Here is an 18,457-nt window from a genome sequence, read left to right as displayed (position 1 = left end):
TTCCAGTTCATCGGGGAATTGAAACTCCCGCCGCAAAGCAAGGGCGCACTTCTATACATGGTCTGCGGCCATATACTACTCTCTCTGCGAGACTCGGCCCGGACTTCCAGAAGTCCGGGCCGTTGATCTCAATGTCCATAATGAACCTGACGTCGGCATTGGGGAAATACGCCTTCACGATTCCCCGGTACACGTCGATGTAAGAAATGTGGTTGCCGACACCCTTGAGCACCTCCGTACAGCAATCGGAAAGTGTGCGCTTGGTCTTGTAGACCACCTCGGCGAACTCCGGCGATTCCTCGCAAAAATGGGTTATTTGCGCGGCAACGTGGGTGGAAACGCACTTCTCTTTCTGACCGCCGGTGAAGGATTTCAGCTCGGCGGCGATTTTCTCCGCGGCTATGGACTGGAACACGTTGTTGTCAGTTTGGGGCTGGTAAGCCTGGATGGGGATGACTGTGCTCTCGGTGGGGGTACATTCAACTTCTGGATTCATTTTGAGGCCTCCTGTTTCTTGATTTTCAGTTTCGTGCATATTGCCAGCTTTTCCCAGTTCAGCCGCTGACCGCAAGAATCATGGTACTTGGGCCGGTACAGCCCTTCCTTCTGGCCCTTGCGGCGCTGGGTGATGGTGTCGCGGCAGTGGGGGCAGATGTAGTCGATGTACTCTCTGTCCCTGGTTGTGCTGATGATGACGGGCTCTGCCTGTGTTTTCTGAAGTCGGCGGACTGCCTCATGCAGCATCCGTATGTCGAGGGCAAAGATGTCATCAGGGTCGTCACGGTCAACAAAACTGACCTTGTCCCTGGCTTGGTCGAGCAGACTGGCGATGACTGCCTTGATTTCCAGGGCATCTTGTGGTTTGGTACTGTGTGCAAACGGTATTTTCATTGTAGAATCCTTCTTTTCCAGCTTGGCGCTGGGATAAAAATTTGTGGCCAATGGGCCTGATATATATGAAAAAAGCACGCAAAGATAAACTCCGCGTGCTTTTTTGCCTGGGTAGGGCTTGTTTGAAAATAGAGGAAATGACGAATTTTTACCCAGAAGGGGTTCATTTCAAGGAAAAAACCGCAAAGCAATCTTCCGATTGGCGAGGATTTTTGACGCAGAAAGGGGCCCTTTCTGGGTAAAAAGACGGCGTTTCCGATTTTTCAAACAAGCCCTAGGCTCAGTATATAGTTGTGCCGGATTTCCCCGGCTAAAACGCAAAAAGCGCCTGAAAGTAGTAACTTTCAGAAGCTCGTAACTCGGAAACTGTGTTTGGTTGAAAGTCAAACCTGATACTGTATAACAAAGTATAGCATAGCCAGATGCGTTTTACAAGCCCTATTTCAGCAGCCGCGGATAGTCCGCCCGGCCATTCACAATGCGGTAGATGTACACGGTATCGTCAATGATTTTATACACGGCCACATATGTTTTTGTCAGCACCAGCTTACGGAAACCATTCCCGGCAAGAATCGGGTCCGGGTGTGTTTGCCCCAAGAGAGGAAAGTCCGCCAGGCGGTTTATAGTGTCCTCCATCGCCGCGTAGACCTTCCTTGCAGAGGCCGGCCCTACATTTGCAATGTGGAACTTCACGATCTCTTCCATGTCCTGGGCGGCGGGGGCCAGATAGACCAGCTTACTCATGGGCACGGAGCAGCGCCTCCATCCTCTCGTGCATTTCCTCGGCCGAGACGGTGGGCTCACCGTTCAAGCGGCTCAGCTCCGCGGCATAAATCTGGTCCCGGTGCCGGAACATCTTTTCCCGTTCCTCGTATGCCTCCATGCTCATGAATACGCCGTCATCTTCCCCCTTATTGGTGATGAATATGGGCTCACCGGACTCTTTTGCTAACATGGAGATCTGCGTGTATTCGTTCCGCAAAGCGGAAGATGGTCTTATTTTCACGGGTGGCGCCTCCTATCTGGCTATTGATAATATTATATCAAAGTTCTCGGAGAAATACAAGGGTCAATCTACAACAGGGCGACCATGCAGTACAAACCGGGCGTTATAAAACTCATAGCTGCAGGTGGAGAGGGTAACGATCCTGTCCGCTGCTGTTGGCGTAACATGGCTCTCAAACAGGGATTTGTTCTTTGCGCTATCAAGCCACTCTCCAAACTCTGTGTTCGATGCAAAATTTACCTGCCATGCGTCCCCGTCTACGCCGGACACATACCCAGCAAAGAACTCCACAGTATAAGTGCCGCTCGGCGTGAAAAGCTGGGCATTAGGGTGCTCATCATAATATGATTGGTCTTTGTAGCCCATCAGGTTCTGGAACATGGTGCCATTATCCATGTGGTGCCCATATATAATGGTATGCCGTCCTGAGAAGTCGGACTGGTTATGGCAGTCCATGAAAAGACAGCCGGAACTGTTCCACTCGCCGGTGAATAGGTGATGAAGGTAGTAGTCATTGTCGCTGTGCTGGGCCACGGGGTAGTCGATATTGGTGCCGTCGATGGAGAGCCACGCAACGATTTCCGGGTTGACTGCCCGAAGGGACTTGAAATCAACTTGCAGATCTGGAAGGGAAGTGGGTTCCGGCTCAAAAGATGGAGAAGGGACAAGTTCTGGCGAGCTTGACGTGTCCGGCTGGCTGGTCGGGTCTGGTGTGGGAACTCGCACGAACTGACGTAATTCATCATAGGCGTTGACACTCACATTGTCCTCGCGGATGGGCAAATAAACCTGCCACGCTGTCACACCGGCAACTGCAAGTAGAATGAGCGCTGCCATAAACATAATCAGTTTCTTCATATGCTCCACCTCACAGCCTGTTGGCCTTGTCTTTCATGGCCTGGGCGGTTGGGTTGGTGTAGAGCATGGTTACTTGAATAGAGCTGTGTCCAGCTAAATTACTGACCTCGTGAATTGAGAATCCGCTTTCCAAAGCATGAGAACAGAAAAAAAGCCTCAAAGTTTTAAGGAAAATATCATTTGAATATTTGTTAAATATCTGGTTGATTCTGGATGGGGTCAGCTTCTCACTTTGCCTGCTGACAAAGAAGTATGGACTGTCGGAGTTGCGCTCCTTCAGGTATTCCCGCATGGCATACACGATTTTGTCGTTAATGTACACCAGCCGCTGCTTGTCGCCTTTGCCGATAACGCGAATCTCTCTGGCGGTCAGGTCAACCTGGTCTAGCTTGAGGTTGGCACACTCACTTCTCCGGATACCAGAGTAGGCGAACAGGGTTACGATGGCATAGTCTCGCTTGCTGCCGCTCTCAAGCAGGCGCTGGCGTAACGCTTCTACATCTTTCTTGGTGACGGTGCTGGGGCTGGCATACTGTAACTGAATTTTCATAAAGTCGTTCTTTAGCACGACAGTCTCCGTCTGCTGGCCGGATTCTATCAGCCAATCGTTGTAGCTCCGTAGAGAGGACAGGTGGTGGTTGACAGTCTTAGGATTGTAGCCCTTGATGTTACGCATATAGGAAATGTATTCCAGCACATTGGCCCGGTAGAGCTGACTGGGACGCTCGTCAAATGTCTCCTCGCACCACCGAAAATATTGCGAGATGTTTTGGCAGTAAACTGAAACTGTTCCGTGGGATTTCCCCATAGCGTGTAGGTAGAGAGAAAATAATTTTAACATAGAATCGCCTCCAAACTACATCACACAGCTTGGAGGCGATTCTTGCAACCGAAATATTTGCTCAGGCTTACCAATTATATATTTTTTAGGTAGATATCGCCTCTTGAGGAGGAAATATTATTTTGAATAACTCGTTTCAGGCCCGCCTCCCTATAATTTTGTCTAACTCAAAGGGGAATGGGAGACTATTTGCATGGGTGGGCTAGGGCTTGTTTGAAAAATCGAAAACGCCGTCTTTTTACCCAGAAGCAGCCATCTTCTGCGTCGAAAATCCTCGTAATACGCAAGTATTCCTTGCGGTTTTCTCCTTGAAGCTGACCGCTTCTGGTCAAAAATCCGTCATTTCCTCTATTTTCAAACAAGCCCTAAATAAAAATCATATTTTAAAAATCCCGCTGTTGCGCAATGACTTACTAACACATCGGTGTTCCCGTAAACTTGGTTGTAAGCGGAGATATCCGCGAAACCAGGTAAAGGAGCAAAAGGAACGAACGCAGAGCAATACATCCAGAGGATGCGAGAAGACATATATCTGCACAGGCTTGCGGAAGGCACTCATTGGAACTATTATGGGATTATCCGAATCTTTCTGAAGCACTCCGAAAAAGAAGTAGAAGAATTAGACGAGCACATTCAACGTGCATCAGGCGGCGATACGTTTTTTCTTTGCCGTTACACTAAACCGGGGTATGAACTACTTATGGCAAAGTGTTTTTATGTCGGACGATTCACTGCAAAAGGCTCCGCCTAACCAGTTACTCTCTTTTTGAAAGCAAAGAAGAAAAATGGCTAAGATCGTTGATGTCTTACCTGCGCTGCTTTCGTGCCTCCCGGACAGGATCATTTCATCGTCATCTCACTGTCCTCTGGCAGACTTACCGGCACAGCCGCTGGCTCGCTCAGATACCAGTAAGCGGTGGTGGTATAGTCGTCGTACCTGGGCCCTGTCCAGCCCAGGTTGTCCATCACCATACGGAAGTCCCGCTCAAAATACACCGGGTCCTTCACGTGCCAGCGGTACAGGAGGAACCGCTGTTGCTGGTTGTAAAGCTCCGTGTCGCTGCCAAGAATGGCATACATACCCACATACAGCCCGGAAAAGGTCTGGTATCTGTGCTGATACACGTCGTTGCCGAAAGCGTAGGCCCCACAGAAATAGTCCTCGGTGCCGGTGTAGTTCAGGCTGGGATATTCGTCGCCGTCAATATACATCTTGGCCTCCCCCTCCACCCAGCAGGTGTTGTGGCCGTTCACTCCACAGGCCAGGGTCATACCTGCAAAGCATCCCCTGCCCTTGATTCCATCGATAACAATATAGCTCCTGCCCCGCTGTACCGGGTGTTCCTGGCGGTAGGCGGCGTGGAAATAGCCGCTGTCCTCAGGCACAGCGCCGTGCCAGCCAGAGATCATATAGAAAAGTGTCTGCTTCTCCGCCCCACGGTTCTCCATGGTTATGCGGCAGCGCTTCTTAAATGGCATCTCCCAGTAGCAGTTATAGCCCCTGCCCGGCGCCACCAGCACCATGGCCGAGTTCAGCACCGGGTAGTTCCCATCCCTGTCGGCAAAGTTCTCGTCATAGGCGCACCCGAAAAACGCCGAAATTGGTGCCTCCACCGAGGGGTTCTCCATATTGTCCCAATAGATGCGCAGGATAAATGAGTGGCCGATATAGCCGGTGAACCAGATGTGGGTTATCATGCCGGGACCCTGGGTGTCACAGAGGGTGGCAGTTTCACCGGGCTGGATGTCGATACAGGGCCTCAGCTTCTCACAGTCGCCGCCGCGGGTTCCGCCGCCCTTGGTACCTGTGGGGTTCTCGGCGGAAAAGCCGAAAGTGGTTCGGTCGTGCATGGTGTAGACTGACATTTTTACACGCTCCTTATTTGCAGAATAGTCGAATTCTATACCAGAAAACGAACTTGCTGATGTATTTACGTAACACAGTAAAATGAAAGGCATAGATATTCGCATGATTATTTATAAGCACCACGTTCTACCGACAGTTTATTTCAGCCTTATTTGTCAAAGTGTGCGGAAACATCCCGGAGTTTCTCAATAATGGGTAAATGCTGAGGACACATTTCCTCACATTGACCGCACGCAATACAATCTTTGGCAGCGCCAAAAGACTTCGTGATACTTGTATAGTTTGAAAAGTTTATCGTCCAGCCCTTTTCCTCTAAGTGCTCCCGCATATCTTCGTTATATAGGGAGAAATACTGGGGGATGGCTATTTTCTGTGGGCAGCCCTCGGTGCAGTAGGAGCAGCCGGTGCAAGGCACGGCGATCTGGCTGTTGATGATGTCGGCGGCCTTCATCACCATATCCTTCTCCTCCTCGGTGAGGGGCTTGAAGTCCTCCATGAAGCTGAGATTGTCCTCCATCTGCTTAAGGGTACTCATACCGGAGAGAACAACCTTTACCCCCGGCAGGCTGGCCGCAAAACGGATGGCCCAGCTGGCCGGGGAGGCGTCCCCGGCGTGGGACTTAAACAGTTCCTCAACCTCGGCGGGCACCTTTGCCAACGTGCCACCCTTTACTGGTTCCATTACTATGACCCATTTGCCGTGTTTTACTGCCACATCATAGCACTTCTTTGACTGAATCCATGGGCTCTCCCAGTCCAGATAGTTGATCTGGAGCTGGACAAACTCGATAAAGGGGTACTTGGTGAGGATCTCATCCAGCAGCTCGGCAGTGGCATGGAAAGAGATGCCCGCCGTTTTCACCAGTCCCTTTTCCTTCTTGGCTTTCAGCCAGTTAAAGCAGTCGAACTGCTCGTACTTGGGGTAGCTGCCCGCCTCAATGCCGTGGAGCATATAGTAGTCAAAATACTCCACGCCGGTCTTGCGGAGCTGCTCGTTAAATACGGCATCGCGGTCCTCAAGGCTATTGAAGAAGCCATTGTGCAGCTTGCTGGCCAGGGTGAATTTGTCCCGAGGGTAGCGGCTGGTGAGGACTTCCTTGACGGTTGGTTCGCTTTGGAACCCACAGTACATCCAGGCGGTGTCGAAGTAAGTAAAGCCCTTCTTGATGAACAAGTCCACCATCTTCTTGACCTGCTCCACGTCGATGGCCCCGGCGCTCTTGGGGTCGGTGCTGGGCAGGCGCATCAGACCAAAACCAAAATTTCTCATAATATGTACTCCCATTCACATTTATGTTATTAGTTTTTATGTTCTTTTGATTTGAACTCCACTCTATAAAAGGGTAAAGAGGAAGAGAGAATCCCTTCCTCCTTACACCCTCTTCTCATATCTTAGAAGAATCATCCTAACATCGAAGATAACCTTTTACAGATAATGGAATCACTGGTTACTCAGAGCACAGTCTTAATAACCATAAGATTGGGTTTATCCATCATTCCATCGCCAATTCCAACACCGCAGCGGAATAAGGAGCAAGTTCTATAGCCTCAGTTGGAGCGTAGGATTTGTCTCCCAGCAAATCTACGGCTTTCGTACAGGGGAGCGGATATTCCTGCAGAGCATTCGTGTTATTGATCAGGACCAGCAAGCGCTCGTTCTCCCATGTACGCTCCATGGCAAAAACATGCTTTGTGGAACAAAACCGGATCGTACCTATTTGTAGGGCCTTTTTGGTCTTGCGGAGAGCAATGAGCTTTTTGTAATACTCTCTTAGCTCATGATCCCAGTTCATCTCATTCCAATCAAAGGTCTTCCGGCAGTCGGGGTCGTTATCCCCTGTCATGCCGATTTCTGTGCCATAGTATGTGCAGGGCATCCCGATATACGTATATTGAAAAGCCGCAGCGTTTTTCAACCTGCCCACGCTTCCGCCACAGGTGTTCACAAAGCGAGGGGTATCGTGGCTGTCAAGCAGATTCAGCATGGAGTCGTTGGCCTGGCTGCTATAACGCATCAGGTATTCGGTCAGACTCTCCTCAAACGCGTAGGGAGTAATGCGGTCCTCGGCAAAATAAAGCACGCTGGAGCGCTGTACAGCATAGTTCATTACTCCGTCGAACTGGTCCCCTCTTAGCCAGGGCTGGGCATTCCACCAGTCTTCACCGATAATCACCGCATCAGGGTTGATTCCGCGAACAGTCTTCCGGAACTCTCTCCAGAAATGAGCGTCCACTTCATCGGCCACATCTAACCGCCAGCCGTCAATGCCTGTGCGCGTCCACTTTGCAACGGCGCCCAACAGGTACTCAATGACTTCCGGATTTTCCGTATTGAGCTTGGGCATACAGTGTTTCTTCTCCTCCCCTGAGGGTAACTCCCCCCAGGTTTTGGCTTTGGTGATATAGGCCGTGCTTCCAAATCCCTCAAAGTTGAAGGGGTCAAATGAGACCGGAAAGCTGTGGATATGGAACCAGTCTTTATAGGGAGAAGCCTCCCCATGGGCAACCACATCCATGAACTGTCGGAAACCTCCGCCACAGTGGTTGAACACACCGTCTAACATAATGCGTATGCCTTTTTCATGTGCCTTCTGCACCAACTCAATTAAGGTGCTCTCATCGCCGAAGTGCGGGTCAATTCGGGTGTAGTCCACTGTATCATATTTGTGGTTTGAGATAGCCTCAAAAATAGGCGTAAGGTACAGCGCGTTTACTCCCAACTCCTCCAGATAGGGCAGTTTCTGGATGATACCCTGCAGATCCCCTCCAAAATAATTTCTGGGAGTAGGCTTTTCTCCCCACTTTTTTGTATTCTCCGGCGAAATACCAGGATCTCCGTTACAGAAGCGTTCAGGGAAAATCTGATAAAACACGGCCTCGTTGACCCAGGAAGGCTTTTTATGTACATCGATCTTATTGATGTAGGGGAACTGGAAGTGGACAAAGCCAATACGATCCTTGTCAATATCCACAGAGTTTGGAGCCAGGAAACCGTTTTCCGTGTAGATTATTTCTTCCTTTCCCTGATTCAGCAAGAAATAATAACCCAGCCTGGTATCGGTGCAGTGATAGTCGTACTCATAGTAATCAAACATGGAATCAGAGCCGAACTTCTGCATCTCAAATTCCTGTCGGGTGCTCCAAAGATACTGATTTCCAATAACCAGCCGCACTCGTTTTACGTCCCCTTTCCCAACCCGAAGACGGATACGGAAGTCATTTGTCGACAGGGGGAACGCATAGTTGCTTTTGGGAATATGCAAAATAGCTTGTCGGTTCATAGTATTTTTCTCCTTCTCTGTTTCGTCCGGCCTACTGTCTCAGAGAGTCACCCATCTGCCGGACTGAGCGGAAGCCAGAATAGCGTCCACTACATGCTGGTTTACCTGACCGTCCTGTATGTGTGCGGCTTTTCCGTCCCCAACACCATTGATAATGTCTGCAAAAGACTGCATTTGATCACTATAGTACCGCTCGGGGATATACAGCTTTGTATAGGCATGGGATTCTGCGTTGATATCGCCGGAGCATACTTCTATCTCATCCTCCACCCCTTGCGTGGCATCCAGCGAATATACAATCGCGCCCTCGCTGCCGTAGACCTCCATACGCTGGTAATTTCCCCGGCCGAAAGCAAAACGGGTTATCTGGAAGCTGACGGATACGCCGTCCTCCATATCAGCCATATAATTGCAGAAATCGTCCACATCCACAGGTCCCATTCCATCACCATCCAATAGCTTCCGCTGGGTAACATAGGTTCCTGTATGGCCTACCACCTGCGTATACTCTTTATCCAGTACAAAGCGTACCAGATCCAAAGCATGGCAGCCCAAGTCTCCCAGCGCCCCGGAACCTGTGCGCTTTTTCACATATCTCCACACAAGGGGCGTATTTGCCCTGGGTAAGCCCCAAGACTGGAAATACTGCATATCTACATGGTATACACGGCCAATTTTCCCTCTGGCAATGAGGTCCTTGGCAAACCGTGCCGCCGCTTTAAAACGATAGGAGAAGCAGACCATATTCGGCAGTCCTTTTTCCTCGGTGGCCTTAGAAAGGATATCGGCCTCGTCAGCGGTCATGGTGATTGGCTTTTCCACGTCGTAGGCTTTACCCGCATCCACTGCTGCCATTGCCACAGGAAAATGGACGTCATTAGGTGTGCAGATATCCACTGCGTCTACATCTGAGCAGTTGATCAGGTCATGATAGTCCAAGAATCTATGGGCTGGGTCGATTCCAAGCCGGTCGCCAGTCTCATTGAGTTTCTTTTCGTCAATATCGCAAATAGCAACAAGTTCCAGATCCGGGCTGCGCTGGATTCCCGGCAGATGCACACCATTCCAGATTGCGCCTAAGCCCACCGAACCGATACGAATGATTTTCTTATTCATACTAAACAATTATCCTCCAAAATTCACAAACTATAAATTCCCTGCTGGTCCGCATCGTCAAATATCAGTCCCAGATACCGGGCGGCCTCACGGAGTACAGCTTTATAGCTGCCGTATACTCCGCCTACGTGGTGAATATAGGGCCCAAACATGAGCTTTTCCTCCCAGCGCTTCCAGTTATCTGTCTCAAGCCAGACATAGGTTCCTGTGGTTTCCGGCCCCGAGGTTGCCCTGCCTTCGCCACCAAATAAGTAATAGTTTCCGTCCGCCTCGTCGAAGCGGCAGATGGTGATTTCACCTTTCTTCAGATAAAATCTCTCCTGTCCTCCGGCCAGTCTGGCGGTACTCGCCGGATCCTTGAGCGAATAGGGGAATGGCCCACAATGCCAAAGAAGCTCTGCATTGTCGTTTTCCGGGTGCCGAATCGTCAAGTCTGCCAGGAATACAGACTCATCCCCCAACGCTGCGGCATGGAGCATGGCCATTGTCACTGCACCGTTTACATCTGTCTCACAAGCCAACGGTAGGCCGGCATCAGATAGCTCTCCCAACACCGCGCATACCGGCGCACCAAAAATCGAGGCCGCGCTCCAGCACTCCATTGCTCCGGCTGAACAGTTATTCTCCTCCATAAGCTGATTTACCGCCAGCCTAAGCGCAACAATCCGATCCACTGTCTCATCCGGGGTAAGGCTGGTATCGAACCGGGTCTTGAAGTCCTCCCGGCAGGCCATATAATCTGAGTGGGACTCTTTTTGCAGCCGATCCGCCCGTAAAGCAACCGCGTTGGGAGAAATGGGAATTACAGTAACGCCTAACTTTGTGGCCAAATCTCCTTCATTGGCCATTACGCTCATAAAGGGCTGCGGACGGGCACCAAACTTGGCAATCCGCAGCGCTCTGGCTGTCTTTACCACTGCCACTGTCCGAATAAAGCGTTCAAAGCCCCGGAGGAAATCTTCGCTTTCGGTTTCACAGTTCCAGATATAGCTATACTGTACCCCAAAGCGCCGCAACACCTTGGTACAGGCGAACATTCCGCATTGAGTGTCCCGGCCCCGGCTTTGGTCGCTGTTGGGCGCCTCATCCCGGTTTCCCCAAATCAATGTAGGAACTTTTAGGGCAGCGGCCACGCCTGCTGCACACTGCTCTTCGCCGAAGTCACAATGGGGCAGGAAAAGGGCGTCGATTCGGGCATCCTTGAATTTCTCCACTACAGCGGATATCTTTTCTGTCTCGAAAAGAATACCGTTTTCACATATATCGTCAATATCAATGATCTGAACAGAATCAGATTTGACGGTACGGGCGACCGCCATGAATTTGTCCTTTTGGCGCTTTGCCTCCTCCATGCTGAGGAATCCTCGCTTAGTGGGGGCTATGCCCAGCACAATAGTGGGCTTGCTCATTTAGTTCCCTTCTTTCTTTTCTGATATTCACAGGCTTTCCGGCGGCGGTGATAAATACCTTGCCGCCGGAAGGCCCATATAACAAACCGGATGCCGATTGGCTATAATTGCAGCCGCTGAGCATAAAACTCTGCACGCCTATCGATCTCACTATAATCCACACGACCACTTTTCAAAAATTCCTGGACAGTATTCCAGTTCGGCACGCCGGCTCGCCCTCCCATTCTTGTACACTTGATACAGGCCGTGGCTGTGGCAAGCCTGGCAGAGGCGATGGGATCAAGCCCCCGAACCACACCTGCCAGATAGGCTCCGTGGAACACATCTCCGGCCCCGGTGGTATCTACTACCGGAACCTGATAAGCGGGTAGACGGAAGCCGCCACAATCCCGGCCATATCCGGCACAGCCGTCAGCTCCGAAAGTAAAAATGACAACTGACGGGCCTTTTTCACAGAGAGTCTGGCAGTTGTGTTGGTAATTCTGGTCGTGGAAAAGAACATCATAGCAGAATTCTGAGCCGATAAATACATCGATCAGATCAAGGTGTTCCATCAGTTCCGAGGAATAGGAGTCCGCATCCACTATAATCTTTGCACCAGCGCTTTTTGCGCTCTGCGCGGCAAGCATAGCCGTTCCCGTTATATGGGAGATAAAAAACCACTGGCAGTCTCTGAGAATTTTCTCGTTCAGTTCTTCCGGCTTAGGAGGCTGGGCAGAGCCGCGGCGGTAAACGATGCTGCGGCCCTGGGTCTCGCGGTCGCTGATGACGATGGAGAGAGAAGTGCTTTCCCCTTCCCGACAGATCAGGCCAGAAGCATCTACTCCATGGCGCTGAAAATCTTTATAGCAAAACCTGCCGTAATCATCACTTCCGACAGCGCCCATAATGGCGCACTTGGCTCCCAGCCGGGATGCCGCTGTCATTCCGGAGGCCACCTTACCTCCTCCCTGCCAGCTCAAGGCATTTATCCCTGCACCGCCGTTAGGCTTTGGAAATACGTCCACATTTACGGCTAAATCCACGCAAGGCATATCATAACCGGCAATCTCATATTCTTTCACGCGCTGTCCTCCGTTACAGAGAGAAGCCGTTGGGATTCAACAGTCTCATCTTGCTTCGGACAAAGTCAATCGCGCTCTGAGCGGCTTCTGCCATCATCCCCGGCATATCACCTTTCTGCCCATCTTCTATTACCTTGGCAATACTCCCGTAACAGGCCCGGAAGTATTCGGTGGCAATATTGAACTTACTCATGCCAAGACGCACGCTTTCCTGAAGCTGCTCATGAGGGATATCCGAGCAGCCGTGCAGCACCAAGGGCACCGGCACAGCTTTGTGTAAAGCTGCAATCCGATCAAAATCCAGATTAGGCGTCTGAACATACTCCCCATGGGCATTGCCTACTGCTACTGCAAGAGACCCACAGCCGGTTTTCTCCACAAATTCTTTGGCCTGGGATACATTGGTATATTTACCTGAATCGGTAATGTCCTCCAGACGAGCCCCGGAGCCCACATGGCCCAATTCCGCCTCTACGTCAATACCAAAAACGGCGGCTGTGCGCACCACGGCGGAGGTTACAGACAGGTTATCAGAATAAGAAAGGGCCGATCCGTCTACCATCACCGAGGGAAATCCGGCTTTCATTCCGCTTACAGCGATTTCGTATGTGGCGGAATGGTCCAGATGCACGGCCACAGGCACAGGGGATTTTATCGCAAAATCTTTGGCAATGGCGGCAATATGTTCTAAAGCGATATAACTGTCAAAGCCAGGATACAGCTGGATAATAACCGGTATTTTTTCCTGCCCGGCCGCCTCTGCAATCCATTTGACCGTCTCATAGTTGAACACATTTACAGCCGCCACGCCATAGTGGTTTTCTGTAGCATGTGCCAGAATGTCCTTTACCTTTGCCAAGGGCATATTGATCGCTCCTCCCGATTGTCGGCTTATTTCTGCTCATGCAGTCCTTGGATGCTGTGCTCCAGCTGAGCCTTGACCTCGACTACCGGCTGAGTGTTGCCAAAGGTAGTGTCAGGGAAGCGGATCGGTGCGGCCCACTTTACGGCGTTTGTGATGACCTTTTGGATTTCCGGCTGATGATAGATAGGGAACACCTCATGTCCGGGACGGAAGTAGAATATTTTGCCCTTTCCCCGGTGGTAGCAGCAACCGCTGCGGAAGACCTCTCCGCCCTCAAACCAGCTGACAAATACCAGCTCGTCCGGCTGGGGTATGTCAAAGCGCTCACCGTACATCTCTTCGTGCGGGATAATTATTTTCTCATCCAGGCCGTCAACGATGGGGTGGCTTGGATCGATCACCCACAGGATCTCTTTTTCGCCATCTTCCCGCCATTTCAGCCTCCAGGTATTTGTGCCGCAAACCTTGCTGAAAATTTTAGACGCGTGACCGGAGTGGAGCACAATAAGGCCCATACCTTCAAGGATACGATTGTACACACGGTTAACAATCTCATCCTCCACCTGCTGGTGCGCCATATGGCCCCACCAAATCAGCACGTCGGTATTGTCCAAAACCTCCTGGGTCAGACCGTGCTCCGGTTCCTTCAGGGTTGCGGTGCGGGTGTTCATTCCTGCTTTGCTCAAAAAGTCGGCAATACAGCCGTGGATCCCCTTGGGATAGACCTCTGCAACCTCAGGAAATTGAACCTCATGCAAATATTCATTCCATACTGTCACATTGATAGACATAGAATAGCTCCTTTCAAAATTGAGTGTTTTGGGTGAAAATTCTGCTTTCCCAAATCCTTACCAAGATTATACTGTACCCATCCCATAAAAGGAATGGGTAATACAGCGCTCTTTTTGCACAATTCCGACTTCAGTTGTCATAACTTCGTGTCTGTTCGGATGTTACATAATGCGGTGCTTGGCATAGAAGGTTGGGGACATACCAGTATGCTTTTTGAACTGGCGGCTGAAATAGAACTGGTCTGAAAACCCGGTCTCCTCAGCGATTTCCCAGAGTTTCATATCTGTGGTGGCCAGCAGTTCCTTTGCCCGATTGATTCTCACAAAAGTGAGATACTGAAAAATTGATTTGCCGTTTATCCTATGAAAAATGCGGTTGAGATAATCAAAATTCATTCCCACCATGGATTCCAGCTGCTTTCCGGTGATTTTTTTACTATAATTTTGATTCAGATATGCCGTAAGCTCTTCAAGATGGCACAGAGTTCTGGGCGGTAATTGGCTGTTGTTGCCTGCCAAAGCTTCCCGTGCGCTGTTTTGGGAGACAGTCATTAAGATTTCAAGCAGCTTGCACGCCCAGAAAGTCCGATAATTCTGGGCGCCCTTCCTGGCTGCTGCTATGGATTCCTCAAAATATCCGTTCAACTGGGCAAGGACTGCAGGGTCCTTAACGTGGGATAATTTAGGCAGCAGACATCTCTCCAAGTCAAACTTTACCTCGCCCTCCCCTAGATATGCAGAAGAGAGAGACTCTGTATGGGGCAGCTCCAAGGGCAAAAGAGTCAGATGGCTGAAATGGACAAAATAGTAGTCGCACGGCGCAGGATGTGTTCCCTCATGGATAAGGCCGGGCTGAAGAAGGAAAACATCTCCAGGTTTCAGAACATATTCATCCTCCTCTCTGAGGTACATAGCTCCGTTTATCAGGTAATAAAGAATGAACTCCCCATTCCGGCGGCGGAAATGAGTCCACTCTGCTTTTGGGGTGAATCGGTTGAGAAAGCTCACATGAGGCAGGGTGGTGAAATTTACTAAGTATTCCATTGGAAAAAGCCGCCCTCCTTGAAAAAAAGATTGAATTGCGCCAGAGGCTATTGTATAATAGCTTCAAAGGCTTATAGATGTATAAGCCTCCCCCATGTACAGCAAAGGAGGCGAAGCTGTGAAAAACTTCCCCTGGAAGGTGAAGATATCCCACTTGCTCACAGCTGGTTTTTTAGGTCTTGTTGTGGTGCCGTTTCTGCTGCTGGTAGTCTATAACCTGTTGTCTTTTACAAAACAAGCCAACGAACAGCTGCTACAGGACGGAAATTATGTACTGCATTCTATAGAGCATAATATCGGTGAAAAGCTGGATTCCATAGAAACCGTCGTTGGCTCTCTCGCATATAACAGCAGCCTAACTGCATTTCTCTCCCGCTCATATGATGAGGCATCTTCTTTTGAGGAATATTCTCAGACTGTGCTGCCCATTCTGCAAAGCGTCGCCGACTCTGCCTCTCCTCCTATACAACGCTTTTGGATTATATCTCAGAACCGCATCCTGCCAGATGGCCAGAGTATCTTACGCCATGCCTCTACCGCCCAGCTTAATTCACTGGAGGATTTTTTGGACGAGCATCCGAATGGCGGATGGTATTACAATCCCGATGAGTTGATTCCAAATTCCCTTGAGAATTATCTCAGCCAGGAGTTCTATTTCATCCGGGCTATTTCCTCTCCTTACGGCCGACGAGCTGGTTATGCGGTGGCTAAAGTTCAAGCTTCTGCTCTGTTCGGAGATTTTCTGAAATCTAAAGACACTCAACGAATCTTTTTCTTACTGAATGAGGAAAACCGTCCCTATATGTCCAATGTGTCTTTAGACGAAGATTTCCGGTTTCCCGATGAGCCTCCGTCCCGTAAAGGACTACAGCCGGTGCTTTATCTCAGCGTCCAGTCTGACCGTCTGCCGTTGCGGTTAGGCCTTGCCTTTTCCTCTTTGGACCGGCGGGTTTTGCTGGAAAACTTCTTTTTAGCAATTTTTGCAGTGCTGACCATTTCCCTGATTTTTTTGATCAGCTTTTATCACCTGCTCCAAATAATTGTGGCGCATTTACGAGCGTATGCCAGCAATATGACAGGCATTGCCGCTTCTGGGTTCAATGGCAGACTGGAGGTTTCCAATCTCTATGAATTGGGAATAATTGGCACCCAGTTCAACGATACCCTCACGGAGATCCATTCCCTCTTGCAGGAAAAAATTCAGCAAGAAACAGCCTATAAGGATATTCAACTTCAGGCCCTATTACTACAGATAAATCCTCACTTTATCTATAATACCCTTGATATGTTCTCCGGAAGGCTTGCTTTGAACGGAGAATATGAGATGGCCGATTATATCAGTGATTTTGCCGGAATGCTTCGTTATAACACATCCAAGCCGGGGATGTTTCTCACTTTGGGTGAAGAAATAGAATACACGCAAAACTATGTGAACCTTCAGCGCTGTCGGTACGGTGCCTCAATTACATTGCGGCTTCATGTTACCCCTGATTTGAAAGGAGCTCAGGTGTTACGGCTTCTGCTACAGCCCGTGGTGGAGAATTCTTTTGTCCATGGGTTTGCACAAATGCCTCCCGATGCCAGCCGAAAAGTGATCATTACAGCCCGGACGACCGGCGGGTTTATGGTGATACGAGTGCGAGACAACGGCTGGGGTATCCCTCTCCAAGAGGTACAGCGCATGAACAAGAAATTTGCCAGCCCCTCAATGGAATCCGCGCCAAGTGAAGAGCGCCCAAGGGGCAATATCGGCCTGGAAAATATCAATCAGAGGCTCAGCCTGTTTTATGCAGGACAAGGCAAGGTCTTTATTCGCAGCGTTCCCGGCAGATATACCAGTGTGTTTCTGACATTTAAACTTTGAGACGGTGAAAAAATGGTACAGATTTTGGTTGTTGACGACGACCCTTTATTGTGTATGGCTTTAGCAAATAAACTGGAGTATGTGAATCAAGATGGGAACTTTGGCCTATCCCCAGCTCTTACAGCCACCACAGCCTCTAAGGCTATGGACATCATTCGTGAAAAGCCCGTAGATATTTTGATTACAGACATGCAAATGCCTTACCAGTCAGGTTTGGAGCTGATTGAAAAAGTCCACGTTCAATATCCTCGGATCCAACTTGTCGTACTAAGCGGATATAGCTATTATGACTATATGCGCAGCGCTATCCTTATCGGAGTAACAGACTATCTTTTGAAACCGGTAAAACTGCTCCAGCTCAAAGAAATTGTTCAGAAGTGCATAGAAAATCTGCACAGCCTCCCCGGTTCGGAAGAAGAGGGAACGGGCCAATGGCAGGCAATACAGGATTATCGCACTGGAAAATACTGCAATGCTCTGCTCATGGGCTCACCCGCTCCTGCCGTTCCGGAAGGGCTGACAGAGTCGGCCTTCTTTGTCGTGCTGTTTTCAACTGACTGTCCTGATGATCAGCTTGCCGAGCTGCTACGCAGATTTTGCAGCAGCCGGGTTTTTAAAAGCAGCCCCATTTTCCGATGCTTCCCGGACATTAATCACATCCCAGTGCTGCTTGTGAATTCCCCCAAAAATGAGACTGCTCTACAGACCAACCTGGAGCTATTTTGTCGCTTTATCCAGGAAAACGGTTTTTCCTGCCGGTGTGGTGTAAGCCGCGCCGGACATAGTCTGACCCAGTTCCCGGGTCTACATCATCAGGCTGAACATGCCCTGTCATACCAGGTGATTCATAATTTCACCGTGAAAGCTGCATGGGAAATTCCGGATAAACCGGAACGCAGTCCGGAACGTCTGTTCCAAAAATCTTTCAGGCGAATACAGGCGGCGTTCCAAAGCCGGAATTATGAGCAAATCTACGCCGCTCTGAATCAATCTTTTAATCCAGAGGAAATGGCAACACACAACGCCGGATTAGGGGATATCATGGACTTCTACAACGGTTTCAGCAATCAGATAAGACAGCTCGCTACTTCGATGCAAATGGATTTGGGTTCTGCGAAAAACTTTACCCTGTTTACGAACTTGGACGAATTGAGGGCCTATTTTCAGGAGCATATCTACCTACTACAGCAGCAAAGCCAGAAGGAAACAAACAAGGACCGGTATGTGATTACTCGTGCATTAAGCTATATGGAGCAGCATTATAATCAGGATATCCATATGAAAGATGTAGCCGCTGCAGTCAATATGAGTTATACCTACTTCAGTAAGTTTTTCAAGGAGCAGACGCAGCAGAGCTTCTCTGAATATTTGACTTCCATTCGGATGCGTGAAGCCAAACATCTGATGGAGGAGGACCCCTCCGTCAAAATTAAGGATGTGGCCCATCTGGTAGGATACGAAAGCGTCTACTCTTTTTCCAGAGCTTTCAAACAGTATTACAAATTTTCTCCCACCAGTCTAATCAGTAACGCCCCTCGGGGGGGGGGATCCCCCCAGTAA

Annotated in this window: 17 protein-coding genes; 2 read left to right on the top strand and 15 right to left on the bottom strand. The window is 49.7% G+C overall.

The features are described 5' to 3' along the window. Nucleotides 1-7 precede the first annotated feature (7 nt). From U8U68_RS14710 to U8U68_RS14640, 15 genes are all read right to left on the bottom strand, one after another. The gene (locus U8U68_RS14710) at nt 8-496 is read right to left on the bottom strand and encodes a hypothetical protein (RefSeq protein ID WP_322202075.1); all 489 of its coding nucleotides are present in this window, start codon (nt 494-496) and stop codon (nt 8-10) included. Continuing rightward, a complete protein-coding gene (locus U8U68_RS14705; protein WP_322202074.1) occupies nt 493-891 on the bottom strand; it encodes a hypothetical protein in 399 nt (132 codons plus the stop codon). Before U8U68_RS14705 ends, U8U68_RS14710 begins: the two co-directional genes overlap by 4 nt. Nucleotides 892-1,329: 438 nt before the next feature. Next, on the bottom strand, nt 1,330-1,635 hold the full coding sequence (locus U8U68_RS14700; RefSeq protein WP_322202140.1) for a type II toxin-antitoxin system RelE/ParE family toxin: 306 nt from the start codon (nt 1,633-1,635) through the stop codon (nt 1,330-1,332). Then, nucleotides 1,628-1,897 carry a type II toxin-antitoxin system Phd/YefM family antitoxin gene (locus tag U8U68_RS14695; protein WP_322202072.1) on the bottom strand — a complete coding sequence of 90 codons (270 nt, stop codon included), beginning with the start codon at nt 1,895-1,897 and terminating at the stop codon, nt 1,628-1,630. Before U8U68_RS14695 ends, U8U68_RS14700 begins: the two co-directional genes overlap by 8 nt. A 63-nt stretch (nt 1,898-1,960) precedes the next feature. Continuing rightward, on the bottom strand, nt 1,961-2,755 hold the full coding sequence (srtB, locus tag U8U68_RS14690) for a class B sortase (protein WP_322202070.1): 795 nt from the start codon (nt 2,753-2,755) through the stop codon (nt 1,961-1,963). Between the two features lie 10 nt (nt 2,756-2,765). Next, entirely contained in the window at nt 2,766-3,596 is an 831-nt protein-coding gene (locus tag U8U68_RS14685; protein WP_322202068.1) for a tyrosine-type recombinase/integrase, read from the bottom strand. Between the two features lie 840 nt (nt 3,597-4,436). After that, nucleotides 4,437-5,462: a glycoside hydrolase family 172 protein gene (locus tag U8U68_RS14680; protein WP_322202066.1), complete on the bottom strand. Its 1,026-nt coding sequence runs from the start codon at nt 5,460-5,462 to the stop codon at nt 4,437-4,439. 149 nt (nt 5,463-5,611) lie between these two features. After that, on the bottom strand, nt 5,612-6,733 hold the full coding sequence (locus U8U68_RS14675) for an aldo/keto reductase (RefSeq protein WP_322202064.1): 1,122 nt from the start codon (nt 6,731-6,733) through the stop codon (nt 5,612-5,614). A 223-nt stretch (nt 6,734-6,956) separates the two neighbouring features. Then, nucleotides 6,957-8,744 carry an alpha-glycosidase gene (locus U8U68_RS14670; RefSeq protein WP_322202062.1) on the bottom strand — a complete coding sequence of 596 codons (1,788 nt, stop codon included), beginning with the start codon at nt 8,742-8,744 and terminating at the stop codon, nt 6,957-6,959. Nucleotides 8,745-8,783: 39 nt separating this feature from the next. After that, a complete protein-coding gene (locus U8U68_RS14665; RefSeq protein ID WP_322202060.1) occupies nt 8,784-9,860 on the bottom strand; it encodes a Gfo/Idh/MocA family protein in 1,077 nt (358 codons plus the stop codon). A gap of 23 nt (nt 9,861-9,883) precedes the next feature. Then, nucleotides 9,884-11,269 (bottom strand): L-fucose/L-arabinose isomerase family protein, encoded by a 1,386-nt coding sequence (locus U8U68_RS14660; protein WP_322202058.1) that lies wholly within the window; start codon nt 11,267-11,269, stop codon nt 9,884-9,886. A 101-nt stretch (nt 11,270-11,370) separates the two neighbouring features. Beyond that, a complete protein-coding gene (locus tag U8U68_RS14655) occupies nt 11,371-12,333 on the bottom strand; it encodes a carbohydrate kinase family protein (protein WP_322202056.1) in 963 nt (320 codons plus the stop codon). A 13-nt stretch (nt 12,334-12,346) separates the two neighbouring features. Continuing rightward, the gene (locus tag U8U68_RS14650) at nt 12,347-13,198 is read right to left on the bottom strand and encodes a class II fructose-bisphosphate aldolase (protein WP_322202054.1); all 852 of its coding nucleotides are present in this window, start codon (nt 13,196-13,198) and stop codon (nt 12,347-12,349) included. A gap of 26 nt (nt 13,199-13,224) precedes the next feature. Further along, entirely contained in the window at nt 13,225-13,989 is a 765-nt protein-coding gene (locus U8U68_RS14645) for a ThuA domain-containing protein (protein ID WP_322202052.1), read from the bottom strand. Nucleotides 13,990-14,151: 162 nt separating this feature from the next. Continuing rightward, nucleotides 14,152-15,033 carry an AraC family transcriptional regulator gene (locus U8U68_RS14640; RefSeq protein WP_322202050.1) on the bottom strand — a complete coding sequence of 294 codons (882 nt, stop codon included), beginning with the start codon at nt 15,031-15,033 and terminating at the stop codon, nt 14,152-14,154. Between the two features lie 118 nt (nt 15,034-15,151). On the opposite strand from U8U68_RS14640, the gene U8U68_RS14635 reads away from it, so the two are divergent. Then, complete coding sequence (locus U8U68_RS14635; RefSeq protein WP_322202048.1) at nt 15,152-16,897, top strand: sensor histidine kinase; 1,746 nt, start codon at nt 15,152-15,154, stop codon at nt 16,895-16,897. Nucleotides 16,898-16,909: 12 nt separating this feature from the next. Beyond that, nucleotides 16,910-18,457: a response regulator gene (locus U8U68_RS14630; protein ID WP_322202046.1), complete on the top strand. Its 1,548-nt coding sequence runs from the start codon at nt 16,910-16,912 to the stop codon at nt 18,455-18,457.

The organism is Acutalibacter intestini (genome assembly GCF_034334985.1).
GTDB lineage: Bacteria > Bacillota > Clostridia > Oscillospirales > Acutalibacteraceae > Acutalibacter > Acutalibacter intestini.
The sequence above is the reverse complement of the archived record's forward strand: the minus strand, read 5'-3'. Positions and strand labels throughout refer to the sequence as shown.